Annotated in this window: 21 protein-coding genes; 14 read left to right on the top strand and 7 right to left on the bottom strand. The window is 64.8% G+C overall.

Annotated elements, in window-relative coordinates; all coding sequences use genetic code 11:
* From FFS09_RS05060 to FFS09_RS05095, 8 genes are all read left to right on the top strand, one after another.
* On the top strand, positions 1 to 719 hold a 719-nt coding region (locus FFS09_RS05060), incomplete at its 5' end, for a DUF3047 domain-containing protein (protein ID WP_137917778.1).
* A 154-nt stretch (positions 720 to 873) separates the two neighbouring features.
* On the top strand, positions 874 to 2,445 hold the full coding sequence (locus tag FFS09_RS05065) for an ABC transporter substrate-binding protein (RefSeq protein ID WP_137917779.1): 1,572 nt from the start codon (positions 874 to 876) through the stop codon (positions 2,443 to 2,445).
* 66 nt (positions 2,446 to 2,511) lie between these two features.
* The gene (locus tag FFS09_RS05070) at positions 2,512 to 3,492 is read left to right on the top strand and encodes an ABC transporter permease (protein ID WP_137917780.1); all 981 of its coding nucleotides are present in this window, start codon (positions 2,512 to 2,514) and stop codon (positions 3,490 to 3,492) included.
* The gene (locus tag FFS09_RS05075) at positions 3,492 to 4,778 is read left to right on the top strand and encodes a M20 aminoacylase family protein (protein ID WP_252374245.1); all 1,287 of its coding nucleotides are present in this window, start codon (positions 3,492 to 3,494) and stop codon (positions 4,776 to 4,778) included. Before FFS09_RS05070 ends, FFS09_RS05075 begins: the two co-directional genes overlap by 1 nt.
* On the top strand, positions 4,775 to 6,364 hold the full coding sequence (locus FFS09_RS05080; protein ID WP_137917781.1) for an ABC transporter substrate-binding protein: 1,590 nt from the start codon (positions 4,775 to 4,777) through the stop codon (positions 6,362 to 6,364). Before FFS09_RS05075 ends, FFS09_RS05080 begins: the two co-directional genes overlap by 4 nt.
* Before the next feature lie 72 nt (positions 6,365 to 6,436).
* Positions 6,437 to 7,348, top strand: coding sequence for an ABC transporter permease (locus FFS09_RS05085; RefSeq protein WP_137917782.1), 912 nt, complete (start codon positions 6,437 to 6,439; stop codon positions 7,346 to 7,348).
* A gap of 2 nt (positions 7,349 to 7,350) precedes the next feature.
* Positions 7,351 to 8,331 carry an ABC transporter ATP-binding protein gene (locus FFS09_RS05090; protein WP_137917783.1) on the top strand — a complete coding sequence of 327 codons (981 nt, stop codon included), beginning with the start codon at positions 7,351 to 7,353 and terminating at the stop codon, positions 8,329 to 8,331.
* Between the two features lie 8 nt (positions 8,332 to 8,339).
* A complete protein-coding gene (locus FFS09_RS05095) occupies positions 8,340 to 9,416 on the top strand; it encodes an ABC transporter ATP-binding protein (protein WP_252374246.1) in 1,077 nt (358 codons plus the stop codon).
* 161 nt (positions 9,417 to 9,577) lie between these two features.
* On the opposite strand, the gene FFS09_RS05100 is transcribed toward FFS09_RS05095, so the two are convergent.
* Positions 9,578 to 10,426: a MurR/RpiR family transcriptional regulator gene (locus FFS09_RS05100; RefSeq protein ID WP_137917784.1), complete on the bottom strand. Its 849-nt coding sequence runs from the start codon at positions 10,424 to 10,426 to the stop codon at positions 9,578 to 9,580.
* A gap of 76 nt (positions 10,427 to 10,502) precedes the next feature.
* On the opposite strand from FFS09_RS05100, the gene tal reads away from it, so the two are divergent.
* The gene (gene tal / locus FFS09_RS05105; RefSeq protein ID WP_137917785.1) at positions 10,503 to 11,444 is read left to right on the top strand and encodes a transaldolase; all 942 of its coding nucleotides are present in this window, start codon (positions 10,503 to 10,505) and stop codon (positions 11,442 to 11,444) included.
* A gap of 189 nt (positions 11,445 to 11,633) precedes the next feature.
* Here the strand turns inward: tal and groL are convergent, their stop codons facing one another.
* Together groL and FFS09_RS05115 are read right to left on the bottom strand one after the other, a co-directional pair.
* Positions 11,634 to 13,283, bottom strand: coding sequence for a chaperonin GroEL (gene groL / locus FFS09_RS05110; protein ID WP_137917786.1), 1,650 nt, complete (start codon positions 13,281 to 13,283; stop codon positions 11,634 to 11,636).
* A gap of 85 nt (positions 13,284 to 13,368) precedes the next feature.
* Positions 13,369 to 13,662: a co-chaperone GroES gene (locus FFS09_RS05115; protein ID WP_137917787.1), complete on the bottom strand. Its 294-nt coding sequence runs from the start codon at positions 13,660 to 13,662 to the stop codon at positions 13,369 to 13,371.
* Positions 13,663 to 13,928: 266 nt separating this feature from the next.
* Here FFS09_RS05115 and FFS09_RS05120 point away from each other — a divergent pair, with 266 nt between their 5' ends.
* Positions 13,929 to 15,641, top strand: a complete 1,713-nt coding sequence (locus tag FFS09_RS05120; protein ID WP_171019883.1) for a sensor domain-containing diguanylate cyclase — start codon at positions 13,929 to 13,931, stop codon at positions 15,639 to 15,641.
* A 75-nt stretch (positions 15,642 to 15,716) separates the two neighbouring features.
* Positions 15,717 to 16,268 carry an NADPH-dependent FMN reductase gene (locus FFS09_RS05125; protein ID WP_137917789.1) on the top strand — a complete coding sequence of 184 codons (552 nt, stop codon included), beginning with the start codon at positions 15,717 to 15,719 and terminating at the stop codon, positions 16,266 to 16,268.
* A 58-nt stretch (positions 16,269 to 16,326) separates the two neighbouring features.
* On the opposite strand, the gene FFS09_RS05130 is transcribed toward FFS09_RS05125, so the two are convergent.
* The 3 genes from FFS09_RS05130 to metK all read right to left on the bottom strand — a co-directional run bounded on the left by FFS09_RS05130 (position 16,327) and on the right by metK (position 20,628).
* A complete protein-coding gene (locus FFS09_RS05130; protein WP_212745057.1) occupies positions 16,327 to 17,124 on the bottom strand; it encodes an SDR family oxidoreductase in 798 nt (265 codons plus the stop codon).
* A gap of 43 nt (positions 17,125 to 17,167) precedes the next feature.
* Positions 17,168 to 19,231 (bottom strand): PAS domain-containing sensor histidine kinase, encoded by a 2,064-nt coding sequence (locus tag FFS09_RS05135; protein ID WP_137917790.1) that lies wholly within the window; start codon positions 19,229 to 19,231, stop codon positions 17,168 to 17,170.
* Positions 19,232 to 19,443: 212 nt separating this feature from the next.
* On the bottom strand, positions 19,444 to 20,628 hold the full coding sequence (metK, locus tag FFS09_RS05140) for a methionine adenosyltransferase (RefSeq protein WP_137917791.1): 1,185 nt from the start codon (positions 20,626 to 20,628) through the stop codon (positions 19,444 to 19,446).
* Between the two features lie 156 nt (positions 20,629 to 20,784).
* Between metK and FFS09_RS05145 the strand changes: the two genes are divergently transcribed.
* Together FFS09_RS05145 and FFS09_RS05150 are read left to right on the top strand one after the other, a co-directional pair.
* On the top strand, positions 20,785 to 21,648 hold the full coding sequence (locus tag FFS09_RS05145; protein WP_252374247.1) for a lysophospholipid acyltransferase family protein: 864 nt from the start codon (positions 20,785 to 20,787) through the stop codon (positions 21,646 to 21,648).
* A 7-nt stretch (positions 21,649 to 21,655) separates the two neighbouring features.
* A complete protein-coding gene (locus FFS09_RS05150; protein ID WP_137917792.1) occupies positions 21,656 to 22,582 on the top strand; it encodes a lysophospholipid acyltransferase family protein in 927 nt (308 codons plus the stop codon).
* Positions 22,583 to 22,589: 7 nt separating this feature from the next.
* On the opposite strand, the gene yihA is transcribed toward FFS09_RS05150, so the two are convergent.
* Entirely contained in the window at positions 22,590 to 23,381 is a 792-nt protein-coding gene (gene yihA / locus FFS09_RS05155) for a ribosome biogenesis GTP-binding protein YihA/YsxC (RefSeq protein WP_137917793.1), read from the bottom strand.
* Positions 23,382 to 23,483: 102 nt separating this feature from the next.
* On the opposite strand from yihA, the gene FFS09_RS05160 reads away from it, so the two are divergent.
* On the top strand, positions 23,484 to 24,098 hold the full coding sequence (locus FFS09_RS05160; protein ID WP_137917794.1) for a c-type cytochrome: 615 nt from the start codon (positions 23,484 to 23,486) through the stop codon (positions 24,096 to 24,098).
* Positions 24,099 to 24,117: the final 19 nt, after the last annotated feature.

Genomic DNA, 24,117 nt, shown 5'->3' on the forward strand with positions numbered 1-24,117 from the left:
GGCCTGGCGACGATGTGTCCGAGCCTGGCCAGCACAATGTGTCGAACGGCACGCGTCCTGAGGCGCTGAAAGCGGCGGGTCGCTTGTTCAAGACCCCTGCCGCGAATGTGCCTTGGGAACCGGTGTTCTTCCCTGGCAAACGGTACAGCGCATTTGAGTCGGTGGAGGTCTCAGGGCGGGCGGCGCTGCGGGTGCGGGCGAGCAGTTCCGTCAGCATCCTGCGGCAGCGCTTCGTGCCGTCGCTGGCATCGGTGGGGCGTGTGTCTTTCTCGTGGAGAGTCGACGGGGTGCCCAAAGATGCCGATCTGGCGGTGTCCAGCCAGGCCGATTCTCCTGTGCGGGTGGTTCTTGCCTTTGATGGCGACCGTGCGCGCTGGACACCCAAGAACCATCGTCTGTCAGAAATGAGCCGCCTGTTGACGGGCGAGGAGTTGCCGTACGCGTCTCTGGTCTATGTGTGGAGTGCCAAGGAGGCGCCGGGCACCGTTGTGGTGAACCCGCGCACGGACCGCATCCGCAAAGTGGTGCTCGACAGCGGTGTGGCAAACATCGGGCAGTGGCGCGATCACGTGCGCGACGTGCGGGCCGACTTCCGCCTCGCTTTTGGCGAAGATCCAGGGCCATTGCGGCTGGTTGCCCTGATGACGGACACGGACAACACCGGGAGCGAACTCACGGCCTGGTATGGGGCGTTGACCCTAGAGCGGGCGAACGACTGAGGGCTTCATCAAGCCTTCTTGCCCTGCATCAAAGTTGCTGATGATGGCCGTGGGATGGGCGCGCAGGTGACTGCGCTTCGGGTTAGTCCCGTGCAGCGCCCGGGAACGTTTGTTGCATAGTGGCGGGATGTTCATTTTATTTAGGTGTCAACCAATGAAGCTCCCACTTGCAGTCCTGCTCGCAGCGATGGCCTTTGGTGTCGGTAGTGCTCATTCCAAGACGTTCAAATGGACCAGCGCGAGCGACATTCCCACCTGGGACATCCATTCGCAGAACAACGCCCTGGGCAACGGGGTGCATGCCTCGGTGTATGAATCCCTTGTTTACTACAACAGCCGGACCTTCAAGCCGGAGCCGGTGCTGGCGACGGCCTGGAAGCAGGTCACGCCGACCCAACTGCGGGTGAACTTGCGCACGGGTGTGAAGTTTCACGATGGCACTCCTTTCTCTGCGGATGACGCGGTGTTCTCGATCCAGCGCGCCATGGCGAAAACGTCCAACTTCGGCATCTACGCACAAGGCATCGAGCGTGTGGTCAAGGTGGATGCCAACACCATCGACATCTTCACCACAGATCCGAACCCGGTGCTGCTCAACCAGCTCACCGAGTTGCGCATGATGAGCAAGGCGTGGGCGGAGAAGAACAACTCCACGTCGCCGAAAGACATCAAGACGCAGGAAGAAAACTTTGCGCACCGCAATGCCAACGGCACCGGGCCTTTCATGCTCAAGGAATGGCAGCCCGATCAGAAGCTCGTGCTGGCGAAGAACCCCAACTGGTGGGGCAAGTCAGAGGGCAATCTGACGGAGATCGTCTACACGCCGGTCAAGGCAGTGGCCACGCGCATGGCGGCCCTGCTGTCGGGCGAGGTGGATTTTGTTCTGGACCCCAGTCCACAGGACTTGCCGCGTGTGCGCTCGAACCCATCGCTCAAGGTGATCGATGGCATCGAGAACCGCACGATCTTCTTCGGCATGGACCAGTTCCGCAACGAATTGCCGGGCAGCAACGTCAAGGGCAAGAATCCGCTCAAGGACCAGCGCGTGCGCCAGGCGCTGTACCAGGGCATTGACATGGACACCATCACCCGCGTGAGTTTGCGGGGATTGGGGCAGGCCACCGGCGCGATCGTGGCGCCGCAGGTCAACGGCTGGACAAAAGAAGTGCACAAACGCTATCCGTTCAACGTCGAAGCGTCCAAGAAACTGCTGGCCGACGCCGGTTACGCGGATGGGTTCGAGGTGGACTTCGCATGCCCGAACAACCGCTACATCAACGACGAGGCGATCTGCCAGGCAGTGACGGCCATGTGGGCGCGCATTGGTGTGAAGGCCAAGCTGCGCACGCTGCCGCTGGTGACCTATTTCCCCATGATCCAGCGCTACGAAGCCAGCATCTACATGCTGGGCTGGGGTGTGCCGACCTTCGATGCGCTGTACAGCCTGCAGTCGCTGGTGCGCACGGTGGGCGCGGGCGGTGACGGCAACTACAACGTGGGTCGCTACAGCAACCCGCAGATGGACGCGTTGGTCGAGCGCACCAAGAAGGAAACCGATCTGAAGCTGCGCACCGAACTGCTGACCAAGGCACTCGCCTTGCAGAACCAGGATGTGGCACACATTCCTCTGCACAACCAGGTCATCCCTTGGGCGATGAAGAAGAACATTGACTTGGTGCACCGCGCGGACAACCGCCTGGACTGGCGCCTCATCAAGGTAAACTGATTTTCAACCATCGGCAGAGGGTCGCGCACCGCAGCACGGGGCGACCCTCTCTTTATTTCCCACACGATGTTCGCATTCATTCTCCGGCGATTGGCGCAGGCCGTGGTCGTCATGGTCAGCGTGGCGCTGATCGCGTTCATGTTGTTCCAGTACGTGGGGGACCCGGTGGTGTTCCTGCTCGGACAGGACGCCACGCCCGCTCAGATTCGAGAGCTGCGCGCCGACCTCGGCCTCGACAGGCCCTTCTTCATTCAGTTCTGGCACTTCCTCGTCAACGCGGTGCAGGGCGAATTCGGCCTGTCGCTGCGCCAGGGCGCGAAGGTGTCACGCCTGATTTCCGAGCGCTTTCCCGCCACGCTGGAGTTGTCCATGGTGGCCGCCGTGCTCGCACTGGTGGTGGGCATCCCGATGGGGGTGTACGCTGCCCTGAAGCGCGGCACTTTCATGAGCCAGGTGTTCATGACCGTGTCGCTGCTGGGCGTGTCTTTGCCCACCTTCCTCATCGGCATCCTGCTGATCTTGTTGTTCGCAGTGACGCTGGGCTGGTTCCCGAGTTTCGGCCGGGGTGAGGTGACGCAATTGGGATGGTGGAGCACCGGTCTGTTGACGGCCAAGGGGTGGCACCACATCACCTTGCCGGCGATCACGCTGGCCATCTTCCAGCTCACGCTGATCATGCGGCTGGTGCGCGCCGAAATGCTGGAGGTGCTGCGCACCGACTACATCAAGTTCGCGCGCGCCCGAGGGCTCACCAACCGCGCCGTGCATTTCGGCCATGCGCTGAAGAACACGCTGGTACCGGTGATGACCATCACCGGGTTGCAACTGGGCGGCCTGATTGCCTTTGCCATCATCACGGAGACGGTGTTCCAGTGGCCCGGCATGGGGCTGTTGTTCATCCAGGCGGTGACATTCGCCGACATCCCCGTGATGGCCGCTTACCTGTGCCTGATCGCGCTGATCTTCGTGGTCATCAACCTGATCGTCGACCTGCTGTACTTCGCGGTCGACCCACGCCTTCGCGCGGAGAAGGCGGGCGGCCACTGATGACCACACCGTCCCGCATCAAGGCGCATGGCCGCGCGTTCTCGCACATCGCGGCTTTCCATCCCGAGCTCACGGCCTTGCGCCGCGACCTGCACGCCCATCCGGAGTTGGGCTTCGAAGAACACTACACGGCGCAGCGCGTGGTCGAGTCGCTCAAGGTGTGCGGTGTCGACGAGATCCACACCGGCATTGGCAAGACCGGTGTGGTGGCGGTGATCCGCGGGCGCAGCAACACCAGCGGCCGCATGATTGGCCTGCGCGCCGACATGGACGCGCTGCCCATGACCGAGCACAACGACTTCGCCTGGAAGTCGGCCCGTCCCGGCATGATGCACGGCTGCGGCCACGACGGGCACACCACCATGCTGGTGGGGGCGGCGCGCTACCTGGCCGAAACGCGGCAGTTCGATGGCATGGCGGTGCTGATCTTCCAGCCGGGTGAAGAGGGCTTTGCGGGCGCCAAGGCCATGATCGAAGATGGCCTGTTCGAACGCTTCCCGGTGCAGTCGGTCTTTGGCATGCACAACTGGCCGCTGATGCGTCCGGGCATGGTGGGGGTGAACCCGGGACCGATGATGGCATCGGCCGACCGCATCACCATCGAAGTCACCGGCAAGGGCGGCCATGGCGCGCACCCGTACCAGACCGTGGACCCGGTGCTGGCCGCGGCCCACATCATCACAGCGGTGCAGAGCATCGTTGCGCGCAACGTGCGCGCGATCGACAGCGCGGTCATCAGCCTCTGTGCCATGCACGCGGGCGACATGGGCGCCTTCAGCGTGATGCCGGGCAAGGCCACGCTGGTGGGCACGGTGCGCACCTTCAATCCCGAGGTGCAGGCCATGGTGGAGAAGCGCCTGCAAGAGGTGTGCTCCGGCGTGGCACTGGGCCTGGGCGCCACCGCGCATGTGAACTACGAACGCATCTACCCCGCCACCATCAACACGCGCGACGAAGCCCGCTTTGCCGCGGACGTGGCGCAGAAACTGGTGGGCCACGACCACGTGGACCGCAACATGGACCCGAGCATGGGCGCGGAAGATTTTTCTTTCATGCTGCAGGTCAAACCCGGCGCGTACCTGCGCCTGGGGCAGGGCGCCGAGAACGGTATTGGCAGCTGCGTGTTGCACAACAGCCGTTACGACTTCAACGACGAGGTGTTGCCGCTTGGCGCGGCCTTGCACGCCAGTCTGGTGGAGCAGGGCATGCCCCTGGCAGGCGATGCACACACTGGCCACACCCGAACCCATTCCACCACCACAAACGCATCAAGGAGCGAAGCATGAAGAGCATTCGGAAGACGCTGGCGGCCACTTTGGTGGCGACCGCTCTGGTCGCCATGGGCAGCGCGTCGGCGCAGACGATCCGCATCGGCAACCAGGGCGATGCCTTGTCGATGGACCCGCACTCGCTCAACGAATCGCTGCAGCTCAGCGTGACGAACAACGTGTACGAGCCGCTGGTGGGGCGCGACAAGAACCTGAAGCTCGTGCCCGCGCTGGCCACCAGCTGGAAGCAGACCTCGCCGAGCGTGTGGCGCTTCGAACTGCGCAAGGGCGTGAAATTCCACGACGGCGCGTCCTTCACGGCCGATGACGTGTTGTTCACCTTCGCTCGCGCTTCGGGCGAGGGCTCGGACATGAAGAGCTACACCAACGACGTGAAGGAAGTCCGCAAGGTCAACGACTTCACGGTCGACATCGAGACCAAGGGACCGTTCCCCATCTTGCCCGATGTGCTGTCGCTGCTGTTCATCATGAACAAGAAGTGGGCCGAGGACAACCAGGCCACGCGCCCGGTGGACCGCCGCAAGGGCATCGAGAACGCGGCCTCGTTCCGCGCCAATGGCACCGGGCCGTTCCGCCTGCGCGAACGCCAGCCCAACGTCAAGACCAGCTTTGTTCGCAATGGCAACTACTGGGGCAAGATCGAAGGCAACGTCACCAACGTGGAGTACACGCCCATCGGCAACGACGCCACGCGCGTGGCTGCGCTGCTCTCGGGCCAGGTCGACGTGATCGAGCCCGTGCCGCTGCAGGACATCGCGCGCATCAACGCGAGTGGCAAGAGCAAGGTGATGCAAGGGCCGGAGCTGCGCACCATCTTCCTGGGCATGGACCAGAAGCGCGATGAGCTGCAGTATTCGAACGTCAAAGGCAAGAACCCGTTCAAGGACAAGCGCGTGCGCCAGGCCTTCTACCAGGCCATCGACATCAACACCATCCAGCGCGTGGTGATGCGCGGCGCGTCCAAGCCCATGGCGCTGATGGTGGGCCCTGGCATCAATGGGTACGACGATGCCATGAACAAGCGCCTGCCCTACGACGCGGATGCGGCCAGGAAGCTGCTCGCGGATGCCGGTTACCCGAACGGCTTCGAAGTGACGATGAATTGCCCCAACGACCGCTATGTGAACGATGGCGACATCTGCCAGGCGGTGGCGGCCAACCTCGCGCGCGTGGGCGTCAAGATCAACCTGCAGGCCGAAACCAAGGGCACTTATTTCCCCAAGGTTCTGCGGCGCGACACGAGCTTCTACATGCTCGGCTGGACGCCCGGCACCTACGACGCGCACAACGCCCTGAATGCGCTGATGCGCTGCGTGGACGACAAGGGCAGCGGCCAGTTCAATCTGGGCGCGTACTGCAACCCGAAGGTCGATGAGCTGACGGTGAAGATCCAGTCCGAAACCGACAAGGCCAAGCGCGACGCCATGATCGCGGAAGCCTTCAAGCTGCACACCGACGACATCGGCCACCTGCCGCTGCACCAGCAGGCCCTGGCCTGGGGCGTTTCCAACAACGTGGAACTGGTCCAGCTTGCCGACAACTTCATGCCGTTCCGCTTCATGTCCGTGAAGTCGCCGAAGTAAGGCGATGCCGGAGTGCCGCCAGGAGACCTCGCGTCTCGCGGCGGCCACTCCGCTGACAACAAGGTTCCCCACGTGATCAGCCTCATCAAAAGAGGGCTCGACAGCGATGTCGGCCACAGCTTTCGCTCATCCCCCACCGCCATCGTGGCGGCGGTCATCGCTGTCATTTGCGTGTTCTGTGCGGTGTTCGCGCCGTGGGTGGCGCCGCACAACCCGTTCGATCTCGCCACGCTCGAACTCTCCAACGCACGCCTGCCTCCCGCCTGGCATCCCGAAGGCTCGAGCAATTTCCTGCTGGGCACCGACGACCAGGGCCGCGACATCCTCTCCGCGCTGATGTACGGCGCACGCATCTCGCTCGCGGTGGGGTTGGCGTCCGTGCTGCTGTCGGTCGTGATCGGGGTGACGTTTGGCTTGCTGGCCGGTTTTCTCGGCGGCTGGATCGACGGCTTTCTCATGCGCTTGTGCGACGTCATGCTGTCCTTTCCCGCCATCCTCGTCGCGCTGTTGATCGCGGGCGTGGGCCGCGCCCTGTTTCCCAATGCGCACGACGCGTTGGCGTTTGGCGTGCTCATCATTTCCATCACGCTCACGGGCTGGGTGCAGTACGCGCGCACGGTGCGCGGCTCCACGCTGGTGGAGCGCAACAAGGAGTACGTGCAGGCCGCGCGCGTGACCGGCGTGGCGCCACTGCACATCATGCGCAGCCATGTGCTGCCCAACGTGATGGGCCCGGTGCTGGTGCTCGCCACCATCCAGGTGGCCACGGCCATCATCACCGAAGCCACCTTGTCCTTCCTGGGGGTGGGCGCGCCACCCACCTCGCCGTCGCTGGGCACGCTGATCCGCGTGGGCAACGACTACCTGTTCTCCGGCGAATGGTGGATCACCATTTTCCCGGGCGCCATGCTCGTGCTGATTGCACTGAGCGTGAACCTGCTGGGCGACTGGCTGCGCGACGCTTTGAACCCACGACTGCGCTGAACATGAGCCTGCTTCAAGTCAAGAACCTGGTCGTCGAATTTCCGCACCGCCGCGGCACGCTGCGCGCGCTGGACGACGTTTCCTTCGATATCGCCCCGGGCGAAATCCTCGGTGTGGTGGGCGAGTCGGGCGCGGGCAAGTCGCTCACCGGCGCGTCCATCATCGGCCTGCTGGAGCCGCCAGGCCGCGTGGCGTCGGGCGAGATATTGCTGCACGGCCAGCGCATCGACAACCTGCCGTACGACCAGATGCGCAAGGTGCGCGGTCGAAAGATCGGCGCGATCTTCCAGGACCCGCTGACCTCGCTCAACCCTTTGTATTCGGTGGGCCGGCAGCTCATCGAAACCATCACCACGCACCTGCCGGTGAGCCACGCCGAGGCGCGCCGGCGCGCGATCGATCTGCTCAAGGACACGGGCATTCCCGCGGCCGAGCAGCGCATCGACCACTTCCCGCACCAGTTCTCTGGCGGCATGCGCCAGCGCGTCGTGATCGCGCTCGCGTTGGCGGCCGAACCGCAGCTCATCGTGGCCGACGAGCCCACGACGGCGCTGGACGTGTCCATCCAGGCGCAGATCATCACGCTGCTCAAGACCATCTGCAAACAGCGTGGCGCGGCGGTGATGCTGATCACGCACGACATGGGCGTGATCGCCGAAACCTGCGACCGGGTGGCCGTGATGTACGCCGGCCGCATTGCCGAGATCGGCCCGGTGCACCAGGTGATCAACCAGCCCGCGCACCCCTACACCGCGGGTCTGATGGCCTGCATTCCCGACATGAGCCAGGACCGCGAGCGCCTGCACCAGATCGATGGCGCGATGCCGCGGCTCAATGCCATTCCACAAGGTTGTGCCTACAACCCGCGTTGCCCCCGTGTCTTCGACCGCTGCCACACGCAGCGCCCCGATCTCCTGCCTGCGGGCGCCACGCGCGCGGCCTGCTGGCTGCACGCCGACGAGAAGAAGGCGGTGGTGGCATGAGCGCGGACATGATCGAAAAAGCCGTGCGGGCGCAACTGGCGCGCGAGCGCCCACCCGCAACCACCGAGCCCGACGTGGCCGCCCAAGCGCCACAGGCGCCACTCGTGCGCGCGACCGATCTGGCCAAGACCTTCGACGTGTCCGCGCCCTGGCTCAACCGAGTGCTCGAACGCCAGCCGCGCCAGTTGCTGCGTGCGGTCGATGGTGTGTCCTTCGACATCCCGCGCGGCCAGACGCTGGCGCTGGTGGGCGAGTCGGGTTGCGGCAAGAGCACTGTGGCGCGCCTTCTCGTGGGGCTGTACGAGCCCACGCGCGGCGGCTTCGAGTTCGATGGGCAGGATGCGCACGCTGCGTTCAAGACGCCCGAGGGCCGCAAGCTGCGCCGCCGCATCCAGATGATCTTCCAGGACCCCTACGCGAGCCTGAATCCGCGTTGGCGTGTCGAGGACATCATTGCCGAGCCCTTGCGCGAACACGAGATTGAAACCGAGCCGGTGGCTCTGCGCGCGCGGGTCGATGAGTTGCTGAAGTCGGTCGGCCTGTCGCCGCTGGACCGCGTGAAGTACCCGCACCAGTTCTCCGGTGGTCAGCGCCAGCGCATCTCGATCGCGCGCGCGCTGGCCACGCAGCCCGAATTTCTGGTGTGCGACGAGCCCACGTCGGCGCTGGATGTGAGCGTGCAGGCGCAGGTGCTCAACATCATGAAAGACCTGCAGCGCGAGCGCGGGTTGACCTACCTCTTCATCAGCCACAACCTGGCCGTGGTGCGCCACGTGAGCGATCAGGTGGGGGTGATGTACCTGGGCCGGCTGGTCGAGCTGGCGCCCAAGCACACGCTGTTCAGCCATCCGCGCCACCCGTATACGCGCATGCTGCTCGACGCGATTCCGAAGATGCACGATACCGGTCGGGCGCGCACGCCGGTGTCGGGGGAGGTGCCGAATCCGCTGAATCCGCCGAATGGCTGCGCGTTCAATCCGCGTTGCCCGCACGCGAACGACCGTTGCCGCAGCGAGCGGCCGAATCTGTTGGACATCGAAGGCATCCGCATCGCTTGCCATGCGGTGGAGGAGGGGCGGATCTGACGCGGTGGGGGTTGGCGTTGGCGCCGGACCACGGGCGCTCCCCTCCGCGACTGTCCTCTGGCGGCTGGAGCCGCCTCCCCCTTTACGTCGCTGCGGGGAGCACCCGTGGTCCTGTGGTCATGTCTGTGCGCGTACTCATTTCGTTGATGCGCAATGCACCTTCAGGCGTACCGTTTGCTCTTCAGGTTGTTCTTCATTTCCTTGAGCAGCGGCTGCAGCTTGTGGCCCCCGATGCGCAGCGCCAGGCACGTGGCCACGATGTCGATCACCATCAGGTGCATCAGGCGCGAGGTCATCGGGCTGTAGCGGTCGTAACCCTCGGGGTGGTCGGCCGAGAGGTGGATGTGCCCGCTCTGCGCCAATGGTGAGCCGCTGGTGGTGATCACGATCACCGTCGCGCCGTGCTTGCGCGCGATGTCGGCCGCGTCCATCAGGTCGCGCGTGCGGCCCGAATTGGAGATGATCACCACGCAGTCGCCCGGGCCGAGCAGCGAGGCGCTCATCACCTGCATGTGACCGTCGCTGTAGGCAATCGCGTTGATGCCCAGGCGAAAGAACTTGTGTTGCGCGTCCTGCGCCACGATGCCCGAGTTGCCCGCGCCATAGAACTCGATGCGCCCCCGGTTCTTGTACGTGGCCACCAGCGCGTCCACGGCTTTCTCAATCGCGTGGCTCGACGCGTCGTTGCGGTACTTCAGGAACGCCGCCACCGTGTTGTCGATCACCTTGACCAGCACGTCGCTGGTCTTGTCGTCCACGTCCACGCTGCGGTGGATGAAGGGCACGCCCTCGCTCACGGTGCCCGCGAGCTTGAGTTTGAAATCCGACAGACCGTCATAACCCATGCTGCGGCAGAAGCGCACCACCGTGGGTTTGCTCACGTGCGCGCGATCGGCCAGTTCGGTCACGGGCAGGCTGGCGAAGGTGCGCGGGTCCAGCAGCACGAGCTTGCCCACGCGTTGCTCGGCGGGTGCCAGCGAAGGCAGAGAGGCTTTGATGCGGTCGAGCATGGTGGTGTGATCCCTGGTTACATACGTCCTGCGGAAGAGTGAAATTTTATTACGTGTTCTGTCCGATAATTCGCCCATGAACCAGCTCAATGCCCTCAAACAGCACACCACGGTCGTGGCCGACACGGGTGACTTCAACCAGATCGCGGCCTACGCGCCGCACGACGCCACGACGAATCCGTCGCTGATCCTCAAGGCGGTGCAGAAGCCCGAGTACGCCCATCTGTTGAAAGACGCGGTGGCGAAATACGGCGCGCAAGGCCTGGACGAGGTCATGAACCGCTTGCTGGTGCGTTTCGGCTGCGAAATCCTCCAGCTCATCCCGGGCCGCGTGTCCACCGAGGTGGACGCCCGCCTGAGTTTCGACACCGAGGCCACCGTGACCCGCGCGCGCCGCATCGTCGAGCTCTACCAGGGCGAAGGTGTCCACGTCGACCGCGTGTTGATCAAGGTCGCTTCCACCTGGGAAGGCATCCAGGCGGCGGCCAGACTGGAGCGCGACGGCATCCACACCAACCTCACGCTGTTGTTCTCGTTTGCCCAGGCGGTCGCCTGTGGCCAGGCCAAGGTGCAACTGATCTCACCCTTCGTGGGCCGCATCTACGACTGGTACAAGAAGAACGCCGGCAGCGCGTGGGACGAGGCCGCCATGGCCGGTCCCAACGACCCGGGCGTGCGCTCGGTGCGCAGCATCTACGAGTTCTACAAGAAGCACGGCATCGCCACCGAAGTGATGGGCGCGAGCTTTCGCAACGTCGGGCAGATCACGGCGCTGGCCGGTTGCGACCTGCTCACCATCAGCCCGGACCTGCTGGCCCAGCTGGCCGCCAGCGAAGCGCCGCTGACCCGCGCGCTGGACCCCAACGCCGCCAAGGCGCTGGACATCCCCTTTGTGACCCACGACGAAGCCAGCTTCCGCTTCGCGCTCAACGAAGACGCCATGGCGACCGAGAAACTGGCCGAAGGCATTCGCGCCTTCGTGGCGGACACGATCAAGCTGGAAGGCTTGATGAAGTAAAAGCAGCGAAGCAAAAAAACAAAAAGCCCCGCGAGAAATCGCGGGGCTTTTTGTTTTGGCTTGCCGTCAGAGCGCCAAGAAGCATTCCGACGCTGCATGAGGGTGCATGGCAAGGCGCAGACGCGCTGACAGTGGCATCGCCACGGCAAGCGGCTGCAACGCCGCCATGCGCCCTCAGGCAAGGAGCAATTACATGCCCATGCCGCCCATGTCGCCCATGCCACCCATACCGCCGCCCATGCCGCCAGCAGGTGCGTCATCCTTCGGGGACTCGGCCACCATGCATTCGGTCGTCAGCATCAGGCTGGACACCGAAGCGGCGTTCTGCAGCGCGGTGCGGGTCACCTTCGTCGGGTCCAGAATGCCCATTTCGATCATGTCGCCGTAGGTGTCGTTGGCGGCGTTGAAGCCGTAGTTGCCCTTGCCAGCCAGGATGGCGTTGACCACCACCGACGGCTCGCCACCGGCGTTGGCCACGATTTCGCGCAGGGGGGCTTCGATGGCCTTGAGCACCAGCTTGATACCGGCGTCTTGGTCAGCGTTGTCGCCCTTGATGGTGCCAGCAGCCTGACGGGCGCGCAGCAGCGCCACGCCACCACCGGCCACGATGCCTTCTTCCACAGCAGCGCGGGTCGCGTGCAGGGCGTCTTCCACGCGGGCCTTCTTTTCCTTCATTTCGACTTCGGTGGCAGCGCCGACCTTGATCACGGCAACACCGCCGGCCAGCTTGGCCACGCGCTCTTGCAGCTTTTCGCGGTCGTAGTCGCTGGTGGCTTCTTCGATCTGCACACGCACTTGCTTCACGCGGGCTTCGATGTCAGCAGCAGCGCCGGCGCCGTCGATGATGATGGTGTTTTCCTTGCTCACTTCGATGCGCTTGGCGGAACCGAGGTCTGCCAGGGTCACTTTTTCGAGCGTCAGGCCGACTTCTTCAGCGATGACCTTGCCACCGGTCAGGATGGCGATGTCTTCCAACATGGCTTTGCGGCGGTCGCCGAAGCCAGGGGCCTTCACAGCCACAACCTTCAGAATGCCGCGGATGGTGTTGACCACCAGCGTCGCCAGGGCTTCGCCTTCGACGTCTTCGGCAATGATCAGCAGCGGACGGCCAGCCTTGGCGACTTGCTCCAGCGTGGGCAGGAGGTCACGGATGTTGGAAACCTTCTTGTCGTACAGCAGCACGAAGGGGTTGTCCAACAGCGCCGACTGCTTCTCGGGGTTGTTGATGAAGTAGGGCGACAGGTAGCCGCGGTCGAACTGCATGCCTTCGACGACTTCGAGTTCGGATTCCAGCGACTTGCCGTCTTCGACGGTGATCACGCCTTCTTTGCCAACCTTGTCCATCGCATCAGCAATGATCTTGCCGATGGTTTCGTCGCTGTTGGCCGAAATGGAACCAACTTGGGCGATTTCCTTGGAGGTGGTCGTGGCCTTCGAAGCCTTCTTCAGCTCGGCGACCAAAGACGTGACCGCCTTGTCGATGCCGCGCTTCAGGTCCATCGGGTTCATGCCGGCGGCCACGTACTTCATGCCTTCGCGAACGATGGCTTGTGCCAGCACGGTCGCGGTGGTGGTGCCGTCACCGGCGTTGTCGGAGGTCTTGGAAGCGACTTCCTTGACCATCTGAGCGCCCATGTTCTGGAGCTTGTCCTTGAGTTCGATTTCCTTGGCCACGGACACACCGTCCTTGGTCACGGTGGGGGCGCCGAACGAGCGCTCGAGCACCACGTTGCGACCCTTGGGGCCCAGGGTGACCTTGACCGCGTTGGCCAGGATGTTCACGCCTTCAACCATGCGTGCGCGGGCTTCGCCGCCGAAAATGACGTCTTTTGCTGCCATGATGTTTCTCCGAAAAAATTAAGATTAGTCAGTTGAGGACAGAGCGGCCGGGCGCACAGCGCGTCGGCCGGTCAGTCCCGCAAAATTACTTGGATTCGACCACGGCGAACAGGTCGTCTTCCTTCATGACCAGCAGTTCGTCGCCGCCGACCTTGACGGTCTGGCCGCTGTACTTGCCGAACAGAACGCGGTCACCGACCTTGACGTTCATGGCGGACAGTTCGCCCTTGTCGTTTTTCTTGCCGGGACCGACCGCCAGGACTTCGCCCTGGTCAGGCTTTTCGGCGGCGGCGTCGGGGATGACGATGCCGGAGGCGGTCTTGGTTTCGCTGTCAATGCGCTTGACGATCACGCGATCGGCGAGAGGACGAAGGTTCATTGCATCTCCTGGGGTATGGGAACGGATTGGATTTTCAGAACGGCGGAGCCCCCTGAGCAGGGAGCGGAAACCGCTGATCGACTTGGGGTTGCGTGTTAGCACTCAACCCCAGCGAGTGCTAATCATAAGGGCACCCCCGTCGCTTTTCAAGCTGGAGCGCTTTATTTATGGCGCGCCAGGCCGAGAAAAGGCGTGGCAGAGGGTGCCTCCTAGAATACCCGCCGGGTGTATTTCGCCGCACCCCCACCCAACCCCCATCGCCGGATATGGTTCGATTTCGCTGGAATGACCCGTGGGTCTTGCTGTTGTTGAGCCTGTGGCTGGCCTGCTGGCCCGGCCGGGCCGGGGCGGCCACGCCCGGCGAAGCCGACGTCACCTTGCAGGCGCAGCATTGGGTCGATGCCTCTGGCGCTCTGGGCATCGACGAGGTGGTGAGCCGCTCCGCCGAGACGTTCCAGCCCCTGGACCGCTACCGCAGCTTCGACCTGGGCTCTGGCGCGTTGTGGCTGCGACTGGAACTGCCCGCGCAGGACACCACGCACCGCTGGTTCCTTATGTTGAGTGCCGCGGCCTTCACCAACGGTGCCACCTTGTACACATCCGGACCCGATGGCCGCTGGACGCCGCAGCACGCGGGCGATCACCTGCCCGTGGCGCAATGGACGCACCCTGACCAGACGCCGGTGTTCGCGCTCGACCAGACCCTCGGGCCGGTGTGGTTGCGCCTGGAGAATGCACCAGCACCACTGAGCCCGCGTCTGGTGTTGCTGACCGAGCAGCGTTTGCAGGAGACGCGCTCCTGGACCTACCTGATGGTCGGCGGCTACCTGGGCTTCGGTCTGCTGGTGCTCTTCCTCGGTTGGGTGCACGCGCGGCTGTATGCGGACCGCGCGTTCATCGCCTATTGCTGCTATGTGGCGTGCATGCTCGGTTTCCAGGCCGCGTTCACCGGTGTGGGCGGCCTGTTTTTCTGGCGCGACTGGGCGTGGTGGAACGATGCCGCGCCCGCCGTGTTCATGCTCTGGTTGACCGCGTCGGGCATCTGGTTCGTGCGCGAGGCCTGTGCGATCCAGCGCCACCACCGTGGGGTGGACCGTTTCGTCCTCGGCTGGTCGGTGTTCGGTTTGCTGTACCCGATCGTCTATCTGTGGGCCATGAACACGCCGGCCTTTCTGCTGCTCAGCCTCTACGGCCTGCTGTCGGTGTTCCTGAGCATCTCGTTGTGCCTCTGGACCTGGCGCCGGGGCGAGACCTATGCCGGCTGGCTGGCGCTGGGCTTCCTGCCGGTGCACCTGACGTACCCGTTCCCGGCGCTGCGCAGCGCCGGGGTGCTGCCCGATGGCTGGGCGACGCAGTACGCCTTGCTGATCGGATCGGCGATCGAGATTCCCTTGCTGCTGTACATCCTGCACCGCCGCGCCAAGGAGTTCAACGAGAACCGCGCGCGCCGGCGCGCCATCGACAGCACCGACCCGTTGACCGGTCTCACGCTGGCGCCGGTGCTCATGCTGCGCTTGCGCGATGCCATGCGGCGCTCGCGCCGGTATGGACACCGTTGCGGCCTGGTGCTCGTGGAGTTGTCCAACCACCGCGAGATCGTGGGGCGCGAAGGTCGCGAAGCGGGCGAGCGCGTGCTCGTGGTGGCGGCCTCGCGGCTGTCGCGGGTGGTGCGTGACGTGGATACCGTGAGTCGCATCGCCGACACGCGCTTTGCCGTGTTGGTCGAAGGGCCGGAAGACCTCAAGCTGGTGGCCCAGCACATCATTGCCAAAGGGCTGGGGCGCGTCGCCATGCTCCCCAGCGACCTTTCGCTGCGCTTTCGCCTGGTGTCGGCGTCGCTGCCTCTGGCGGGGGAGGATGAGGTCGACGATGCGCAACTGCTGCAGCGCCTGCACAGCGCGCTCGACCAGTTGGTGAATGAGCCGCGCAAGGTCGTCCAGCATTTGCAGGCAGGCGCTCGGTTACCCACAACGGCCTGAGTGTTGTCGCAAATCTGTAGCCTCTCGCGTTCACCCTTTGGCCTTGTGCTTCCAACTTACTGGAGAGGATTTGACATGAGTGGATTCCAGATCGGCGTGATCGTCGGCAGCCTGCGGCGCGACTCCTTCAACCGCCAGCTCGCCACCGCGATCGAAAAGTTGGCACCTCAGGACTTCTCGTTCAAGCAACTCGAGATTGGCGATCTACCGCTGTACAACCAGGACGATGACGGCAACCAGGCCGCGTCCGTGAAGCGGTTGAAGTCCGAGATCGGTGCGTCCCAAGGGGTGCTCTTCGTCACTGCCGAATACAACCGTTCCATTCCTGGCGTGCTCAAAAACGCGATCGACCATGCATCGCGCCCGTACGGGAAGAGCGCGTGGGCGGGCAAGCCAGCGGGCGTGATCGGCGTGTCGGTGGGCGCTATCGGCACCGCCCTGTCTCAGCAGCATTTGCGCAATGTGCTCGCTTATCTGGATGCACCGACGCTGGGGCAGCCAGAGGCCTTCATCCAGGCCAAGGAAGGCCTGTTCGACAAGGACGGCGGCATCGGCGCCGACAGCAAGGAATTTCTGCAGAAGTGGGTCGATGCCTACGCGGCCTGGGTGCGCCAGCACGCGGGCTGAACGGCGTCGGCGCCGCCAACAAGGCGTTCCTGCGAAAGCAGGTCGTCTTGTCCCTCGGCTAGAAGTGCGCCAGGTAACCGCCGTCCACCGCCAGCACGTGACCGGTGATGTAGCTGGCGGCGGGTGATGCGAGGTACACCGCGGCGCCGCCGATTTCGTCGGGATGGCCCCAGCGGCCCAGCGAGCTGCGCTGCTGCAGCCATGCCGCCGTGCTCACGTCTTCCACCATGGCGGTGTTGGCCTCGGTGGCGAAGTAGCCCGGCGCGATCGCATTGACGTTGATGCCGTGCGGCCCAAGCTCGGCCGCCAACGCACGCGTCAAGGCTTCGAGCGCGCCCTTGCTGGTGGTGTAGGCCGCATCGCCCGCGCGCGCGATCGGCCCGGCGATGGAGGTGACGTTGATGATGCGGCCGAAGCCCTGCGCGCGCATGGGGCGCGCGGCTTCGCGGCACAGGTGCCAGGCCGAGACCAGATTCGCTTCCAGCAACGCGCGCAGGGCTTGGGCGGGCAAGGCGTCGAAGGGTTCGCGCCGGCGTTGGCCGACGTTGTTGATCAGAATGTCGAGCCGCCCACTCTCGGCGACGACCTGGGCCACGGCGGCGGTGGCGGCGGTTTCATTGGTGACATCGAACGGCAGCGCGCGCGCCGTGCCGCCCGCCGCTTTGCCTGCGGCCTGTGCTCGCTCCAGGGCATCGGCCAGCCCCGCACCATCCCGGCCGTTGAGCCACACGGTGGCCCCGTGCGCGGCCAGCGCGCACGCCATGGACAAGCCCAGGCCGCGGCTGGCGCCGGTGACCAGGGCCACGCGGCCCTGCAGGGAAAACAGCGAAGTGGGGATGGAAGCGGCGGTGTGCACCGGTCGATTATCGACCGGGCACTTCGCGCCGCGGCTCAGACGTTCAGACCGAGAGCTCGGTCAGCGACGATGCGGGAAAGGCCATCTCCGGCTCCAGGCCATCGAACGGCAACGTGAAGTAGAAAGTACAGCCTTCACCCACGGCGGTCTCGGACCAGATGCGCCCGCCATGGCGTTCGATGATGCGCTGCGACAGCGCCAGGCCCGTGCCCGTGCCTTCAAAGTCCATCGAATGGTGCTGGCGCTGGAACATCACGAAGAGGTTGTGCGCCTTCTCCAGATCGAAGCCGACGCCGTTGTCGGCAATGAAGAACGTACGGCCGCCCACGGGGTTGACCTTCCAGCCCACTTCGATGCGCGCCAGGTCGCGCGGCCGGGTGTACTTCACGGCGTTGTCCAGCAGATTGCCCAGTGCCTGGGCCAGCAGCATGGCGTCGCCGCGCACCACCGGCAGGTCGTTCTCGATCACCCATTCGATGCGGCGGTCCGGGTTTTCCTGTTTCAGGTGCGCGATCACACCGTGCAGCAGTTGCGCCATCGGCACGGCCTGCGGGGTGATGGTCACGCGCCCCAACCGCGCGAATTCCAGCAGGCCTTCGATCATCAGGCTCATGCGCCTGGAGGCCTTGGCGATCGAGTTCTGGTACTGCAGCGCCAGTGTGTCGCCCGAATCGCCCATCTGCTCCTGCAGCAGTCCCACGAAGCCGGCGATGTGGCGCAGCGGCGCGCGCAGGTCGTGCGAGACCATGTGCGAGAACACGTCCAGGTCCTTGTTGGCCGCCACCAGCTGCCGCGTGCGCTCGGCCACGCGTTTTTCCAGCTCGCGGTTGAGGTCGTTCATCACGTCCTCCAGGCTCTTGGCCGCCGTCATGTCGCGCGTGATGCTGGAGAGGCCTTGCAACTCGCCCGCTTCATTGCGCAGCGCGGTGAGCACGGTGTGCGCCCAGAAGCGCGAGCCGTCTTCGCGCAGCCGCCAGCCGCGCGTCTCCCATTGCCCGTGGGCCTTGGCCAGGCGCAGCACCTGGCCCGGATCGATCTCGTCTTCACCAGCGTTGTCGGCGGACAGCAGCACCTCGTAGGAACGCCCCATGATCTGCGAGCGGGTGTGGCCGTGCAGGCGCTGCGCGCTTTCGGTCCACTCGGTGATGCCACCGTTTTCGTCCACGAAGTAGATGCAGTAATCCTGGATGGCGTCCACCATCAGGCGGTAGCGCTGCTCGCTGGCGAACAGCTCGGCCGAGCGTTCGCGCACGCGTTCTTCCAGGTCGTGGTTGGCGTGCAGCACGAACTCTTCGGTGCGGCGGCGCTCGGTGATGTCGTGCAGCTCGATGAAGATGCCTTCGACCGCACCGTTCTGGAAGTCGGGGATGTAGTGGATCTCGAAGTAGTTGCGTTGGCCGTCGGTGGCCATGCGCTCGGCCTCGAAGGTCTGAGTCTGGCCCGAGAGCGCCTGCGCCACGCGCGGCAGGATGTCGGGCAGGATCTCCGGGCGCACCACCTGGCTCAAGGGCGAGCCCACCAGCTCGGCCGGCGTCTTGCCGTAGCGCACGGCGTTGGCCTGGTTGGAAAAGCGGCAGATCAGGTTCTTGTCGTAGTACGCCAGGCGGGCCGGGATGCGGTTGGTGATGCTCAGCAGAAGGCTGTCCGAGGTGCCGGACGATGCGTCCGCGCTCGCTTGCTCGTCGAGTCGCGTCAAGGCGGCGTTGCCATGCAGGAAATGGCCTTCGGCGTCGAACATGGGCGTTGACACCATGCGCACGCGCAGCGCCCGGCCGTCCGCGCGCAGCATGTCCAGCTCCAGCGGTTCGCTGTGGCCGCTTTGGCGCAGCGACTCCGCATGGGCGCTGATGGCGTCGTGCCAGGCCGGTACAACCAGGTCGTGCAGGTGCCGCGCCGGTTCGGTGCGGCCCAGCCAGCCGAGCAAGGTCTGGTTGACGTGCACGCAGTGTTGCGCGGCATCGAAGGTGAGCAGGCCACAGGGCGCGCTGTCGCTCAGCGCTCGCGCGCTGTCCAGCGCGGCTTGAAGTTCTTGCGTGCGCAGGGCCAGCAGGTGATCGAGCGCCAATTCAGCGGTTTCCATCCCTTCGGAGGAGCTGGGAGTGTCCATGGTTCAAAACTCCAGTTCGTTGTTGTGCAAACCAGAAAATGGGCTTGTACTCCCATATCGGACGGTGCGGCAAAAAATTCAGGGCTGTGCGAGTGGGGAAAATGCGGTGGATTAAGAAGAAAGAAAGAAAAAAACCCCGGAAAACCGTGGTTTCCGGGGTTTTGGGTGGGTTTGGTGAATATTCACCAGCGGCGACAGAGCGCCGCGCGGTCTTATTTCAACCCGGCCGCAGCGCGCAGTGCGGCAGCCTGGTCGGTGCGCTCCCAGGTGAACTCGGGCTCTTCGCGGCCGAAATGGCCGTAGGCGGCGGTCTTGGTGTAGATCGGGCGCAGCAGGTCGAGCATCTGGATGATGCCCTTCGGACGCAGGTCGAAGTGCTCGCTGACCAGCGCGGCGATCTGCTCGTCGGAGATCACGCCGGTGCCTTCGGTGTACACCGTCACGTTCATCGGACGCGCCACGCCAATGGCGTACGCCACCTGGATCTGGCACTGCTTGGCCAGGCCGGCGGCCACGATGTTCTTGGCCACGTAGCGTGCGGCATAGGCAGCCGAGCGGTCCACCTTGGACGGGTCCTTGCCGGAGAACGCGCCACCGCCGTGCGGGCAGGCGCCGCCGTAGGTGTCGACGATGATCTTGCGGCCGGTCAGGCCGCAGTCGCCTTGCGGGCCGCCGATGACGAAGCGGCCGGTCGGGTTGATCAGGTACTTCGTGTCCTTGAGCCACTCCTTGGGGAGCACGGGCTTGATGATCTCTTCGATGATGGCTTCGTTGAACGAGGCCTTCATCTTGTGCGGCGTCTCGCTCTGGTCGGGCGAGTGCTGCGTGGAGAGCACCACGGTGTCGATGCTGTGCGGCTTGCCGTCCACGTAACGCATGGTCACCTGGCTCTTGGCGTCGGGGCGCAGGAACGGCAGGCGGCCGTCCTTGCGCAGCTGGGCCTGGCGTTCCACGAGGCGGTGCGCGTAGTAGATCGGCGCGGGCATGAGCTCGGGCGTTTCGTCGCAGGCGTAGCCGAACATCAGGCCCTGGTCGCCAGCGCCGGTGTTCAGGTGGTCGTCGGACGCGTGGTCCACGCCCTGGGCGATGTCGTTGGACTGCTTGTCGTAGCAGACCATGACCGCGCAACCCTTGTAGTCGATGCCGTACTCGGTGTTGTCGTAGCCGATGCGCTTGATGGTGTCGCGCGCAACCTGGATGTAGTCGACGTGCGCGTTGGTGGTGATTTCACCGGCGAGCACCACGAGACCGGTGTTGGTCAGGGTTTCGGCGGCCACGCGGCTGCGCGGGTCCTGTTCGAAGATCGCGTCGAGAATCGCGTCGGAAATCTGGTCGGCGACCTTGTCGGGGTGGCCTTCAGAGACGGATTCGGAGGTAAAAAGGAAATCGTTCGCCATGTATAAACTCCACGTTGGTTGATCGGCGTTGCCGGTCTGTCGAGTTCGGCGAACGCTTTAGCGGAATTTGTGAATCGCCCCGCAATTAGTTCAGTAACTCGGCGATGGCGGCATTCTAAATCATGCCGACGCACAAGTCCCTTTCCCCATCCGCCCGTGGCCCTACTGATCCACTGCCTTTTTCGCGCGCTGAGCTGGTTGCCGCTGCCTGTCCTGCACGCCCTGGGCTGGGTGATCGGCTGGCTGAGTTTCGGATTGTCCAGCCGCTACCGGCGGCGCCTGTTCGCCCATGCGGCGCAGGCCGGCTATCCACGCCGCTTGGCGCTGGCCACGGTGGGTGAATCGGGCAAGCTGGTGGCCGAACTGCCGCGCCTGTGGCTGGGTCGGCCGGTGCGGGTGGCATGGGCCGGCGCAGAGCACATCGACGCCACGCTGGCGCAGAACGCGGGCGTGCTGTTCCTGACGCCTCACCTGGGCTGCTTTGAAATCACGGCGCAGGCCTATGCGCAGCGCTTTGGCGCAACGCATCCCATGACGGTGCTGTTTCGCCCCGCGCGCAAACCCTGGCTGCGCGACCTGGTCGCGGGCGCCCGCCAACGCCCGGGCCTGTTCGCCGCGCCCACCACGCTGGCCGGCGTCAAGCAGCTCATCAAGGCGCTCAAGGCCGGTCAGGCAGTGGGTCTGCTGCCCGATCAGGTGCCACCCGAGGGGCAGGGGGTATGGGCGCCGTTCTTCGGGCGCGATGCGTACACCATGACGCTGTCGGCCCGCCTGGCCCAGGCCGGTCGCGTGCAGATCCTGCTGAGCTGGGGCGAGCGCCTGCGCTGGGGCCGTGGCTACCGGGTGCATGTGCGGCCCTTCGACACCCTCAACGGCGGTCCGCTGTCGACCGATGCGGACGAGGCTGCGCGGCAGATCAACCGGGCGATGGAGGCGCTGGTGCGAGAATGCCCGGCCCAATACCTCTGGTCGTACGACCGCTACAAGCAGCCGCACCGCTCGGCGCCCCCGTCGCCTTGATGCCCTGATGTCTTCATTGCCCCCCACTTCCGAACCACAGCCACTGCCACGCGGTGGTCTGGTCAACCGACTCGGCGTGGCCTTCATGCACCTGCTCGCCATCCTGCCGCTGTCCTGGGTGCGGGGCCTGGGTTGGCTGTTGGGTCAGGCGCTGCATGCCTTGGCGCTCAAGCGCCGGCGCATCGCGCACGTCAATTGGCGTCTGTGTTTCCCGCAAGACAGTGCGGCCGAGCGCAAGCGCGCGGTGCGCCGGCACTTCGTCTACTTCGCGCAGGCCTGGCTCGATCGGGGCTGGCTCTGGCAGGCACCACTGGCCACCGTGCAAAAGCGCCTCACGCTGACCGGCGACCTGCAGGCGCTGCAGGGCAACGAGCCCACGGTGCTGTTCGCCCCGCACTTCGTGGGCATGGACGCGGGTTGGACCGCGCTCACCGCGCACCTGGAGCGGCGCTTCTGCGGGCTGTACGCCGAACAAGCCAATGTTGGCCTGGACAGCTGGATGGCAGAGGGTCGCCAGCGGTTCGGGCAGCCCCATGTCGTGGCCAAGCGCCAGGGCATCAAGCCCTTGGTGGCGGCGATGCGCCAGGGTCTGCCGCTGTATCTGTTGCCCGACATGGACCACGGCATGCGCGATGCGGCCTTCGTGCCTTTTTTTGGCGTGCAGACCGCTACGCTCATGTCACTTTCCCGTCTGGCCCGGCTCGGGCGCGCGCGCGTCGTGCCGGTGGTGAGCCGGCTCACGCGCGAGGGCTACGAAGTGACGGTGATGTCGCCCTGGCCCGACTACCCGACGGACGATGCCGAGGCCGATACCGCCGAGATGAACCGCTACCTGGAAGGCTACATCTGCAACGCGCCGGAGCAGTACTACTGGGTGCACAAGCGCTTCAAGACCCGGCCGGGCACCGAGCCCTCGTTCTACGCCGACATCTGATGCCGCCTCAGTCCAGCGCGGGCGGCTCGTCGTCGAGCGGTGGTTGGACCATTGCAGGAGCCGCTTTGACCTCGTCGTGGGCCCAGTTCCAGAGCAGCATCGCCACATCGTCCAGCCCCTTCTTCTTCAAGGCCGAGAAGAGCATGGCGTGACCGCCACCGGACTGCAGGCGCGCAATCGACAGCGCCTTTTGCGACTCGGCGTGGTTGAGCTTGTCGGACTTGGTGAGCAGCACCAGGAACTTCAAGCCGGCCTCGACCCGAGGGCGGATCACCTCCAGAAGAATTTCATCGAGCTCGGTCAAACCCAGGCGCGGGTCGATCAGCAGCACCACGCCCTTGAGGTTTTCGCGCGTGAGCAGGTAGTTGCCCATCACGCGCTGCCAGCGCAGCTTGGCTTCGCGCGGCACGGCCGCGTAGCCATAACCCGGCAGGTCGGCCAGCACCGCGTCGGTGACGCCTTGTTTGCCGAGCGAGAACAGGTTGATGCTCTGCGTGCGGCCCGGCGTCTTGGACGCAAAGGCCAGGCGCTTCTGTTGCGTCAGCGTGTTGATGCAGGTGGATTTGCCGGCGTTGGAGCGTCCGACAAAGGCGATTTCGGGCACCTCCAGCGGCGGCAGGTGCTCGAGTTGCGGCGCGGTGGTGAGGAAGCGGGCGGTGTGGAGCCAGCCATGTGCCACTTTGGCGTCGGGCTTGAGATCGGTCAGGGGTTTTCCAGCGTGGGGTGGTGGGGCTTTGAGGCCCGTGGCGTCGTGTGACGGCGAAGCGGTCTTGGGGGCTGGAGTGGGGCGTTGGGTCATTTGGGGGTTTTCCCGGTGGGACATTGTAAAATCGATCGGCTTTGTCCACGCAAAGCGCGAAATTCCATAAACCGAACCCGTCGCACCGACGCCCGCCCCGTCATGAAATTGTCCGTCTCTTTCCTTTGCGCCGCTGCTGCCGCAGCCCTGTCGTTCACTGCCCAGGCGCAATCGGTCAAGCCTGATCTGGCCAAAGGAAGCGCCCTCTACGGCCAGACATGCGTGGCCTGCCACGCGGCGGATGGCAATTCGACCACGCCGGCCAACCCGAAGCTGGCGCAGCAACACCCCGAGTACCTCGTCAAGCAGTTGCAGGAATTCAAGTCGGGCAAGCGCGACAACGCCATCATGAAGGGTTTCGCCTCGGCCCTGTCCGACGCCGACATGCGCAACGTGTCTTATTGGCTCGCGAGCCAGAAAGACAAGGGCGGCGCCGCCACCGACAAGGACCTGGTGAAACTGGGTGAGCGCATCTACCGCGGTGGCATTGCCGACCGCCAGATCGCCGCCTGCGCCGGTTGCCACAGCCCCAATGGCGCTGGCATTCCCGCGCAGTACCCGCGCGTGTCGGGCCAGCAAGCCGAGTACACCGCCGCCCAGCTCAAGCAGTTCCGCGATGGCACCCGCAAGAACAGCGTGCAGATGAGGGACGTGGCCTCCAAGATGAACGACCACGAAATCAAGGCGGTGTCGGACTACATCGCCGGCCTGCGCTGAGCCGCAAACCCCCGCGCTG

The organism is Hydrogenophaga sp. 2FB (assembly GCF_005503365.1).
GTDB lineage: Bacteria > Pseudomonadota > Gammaproteobacteria > Burkholderiales > Burkholderiaceae_C > Hydrogenophaga.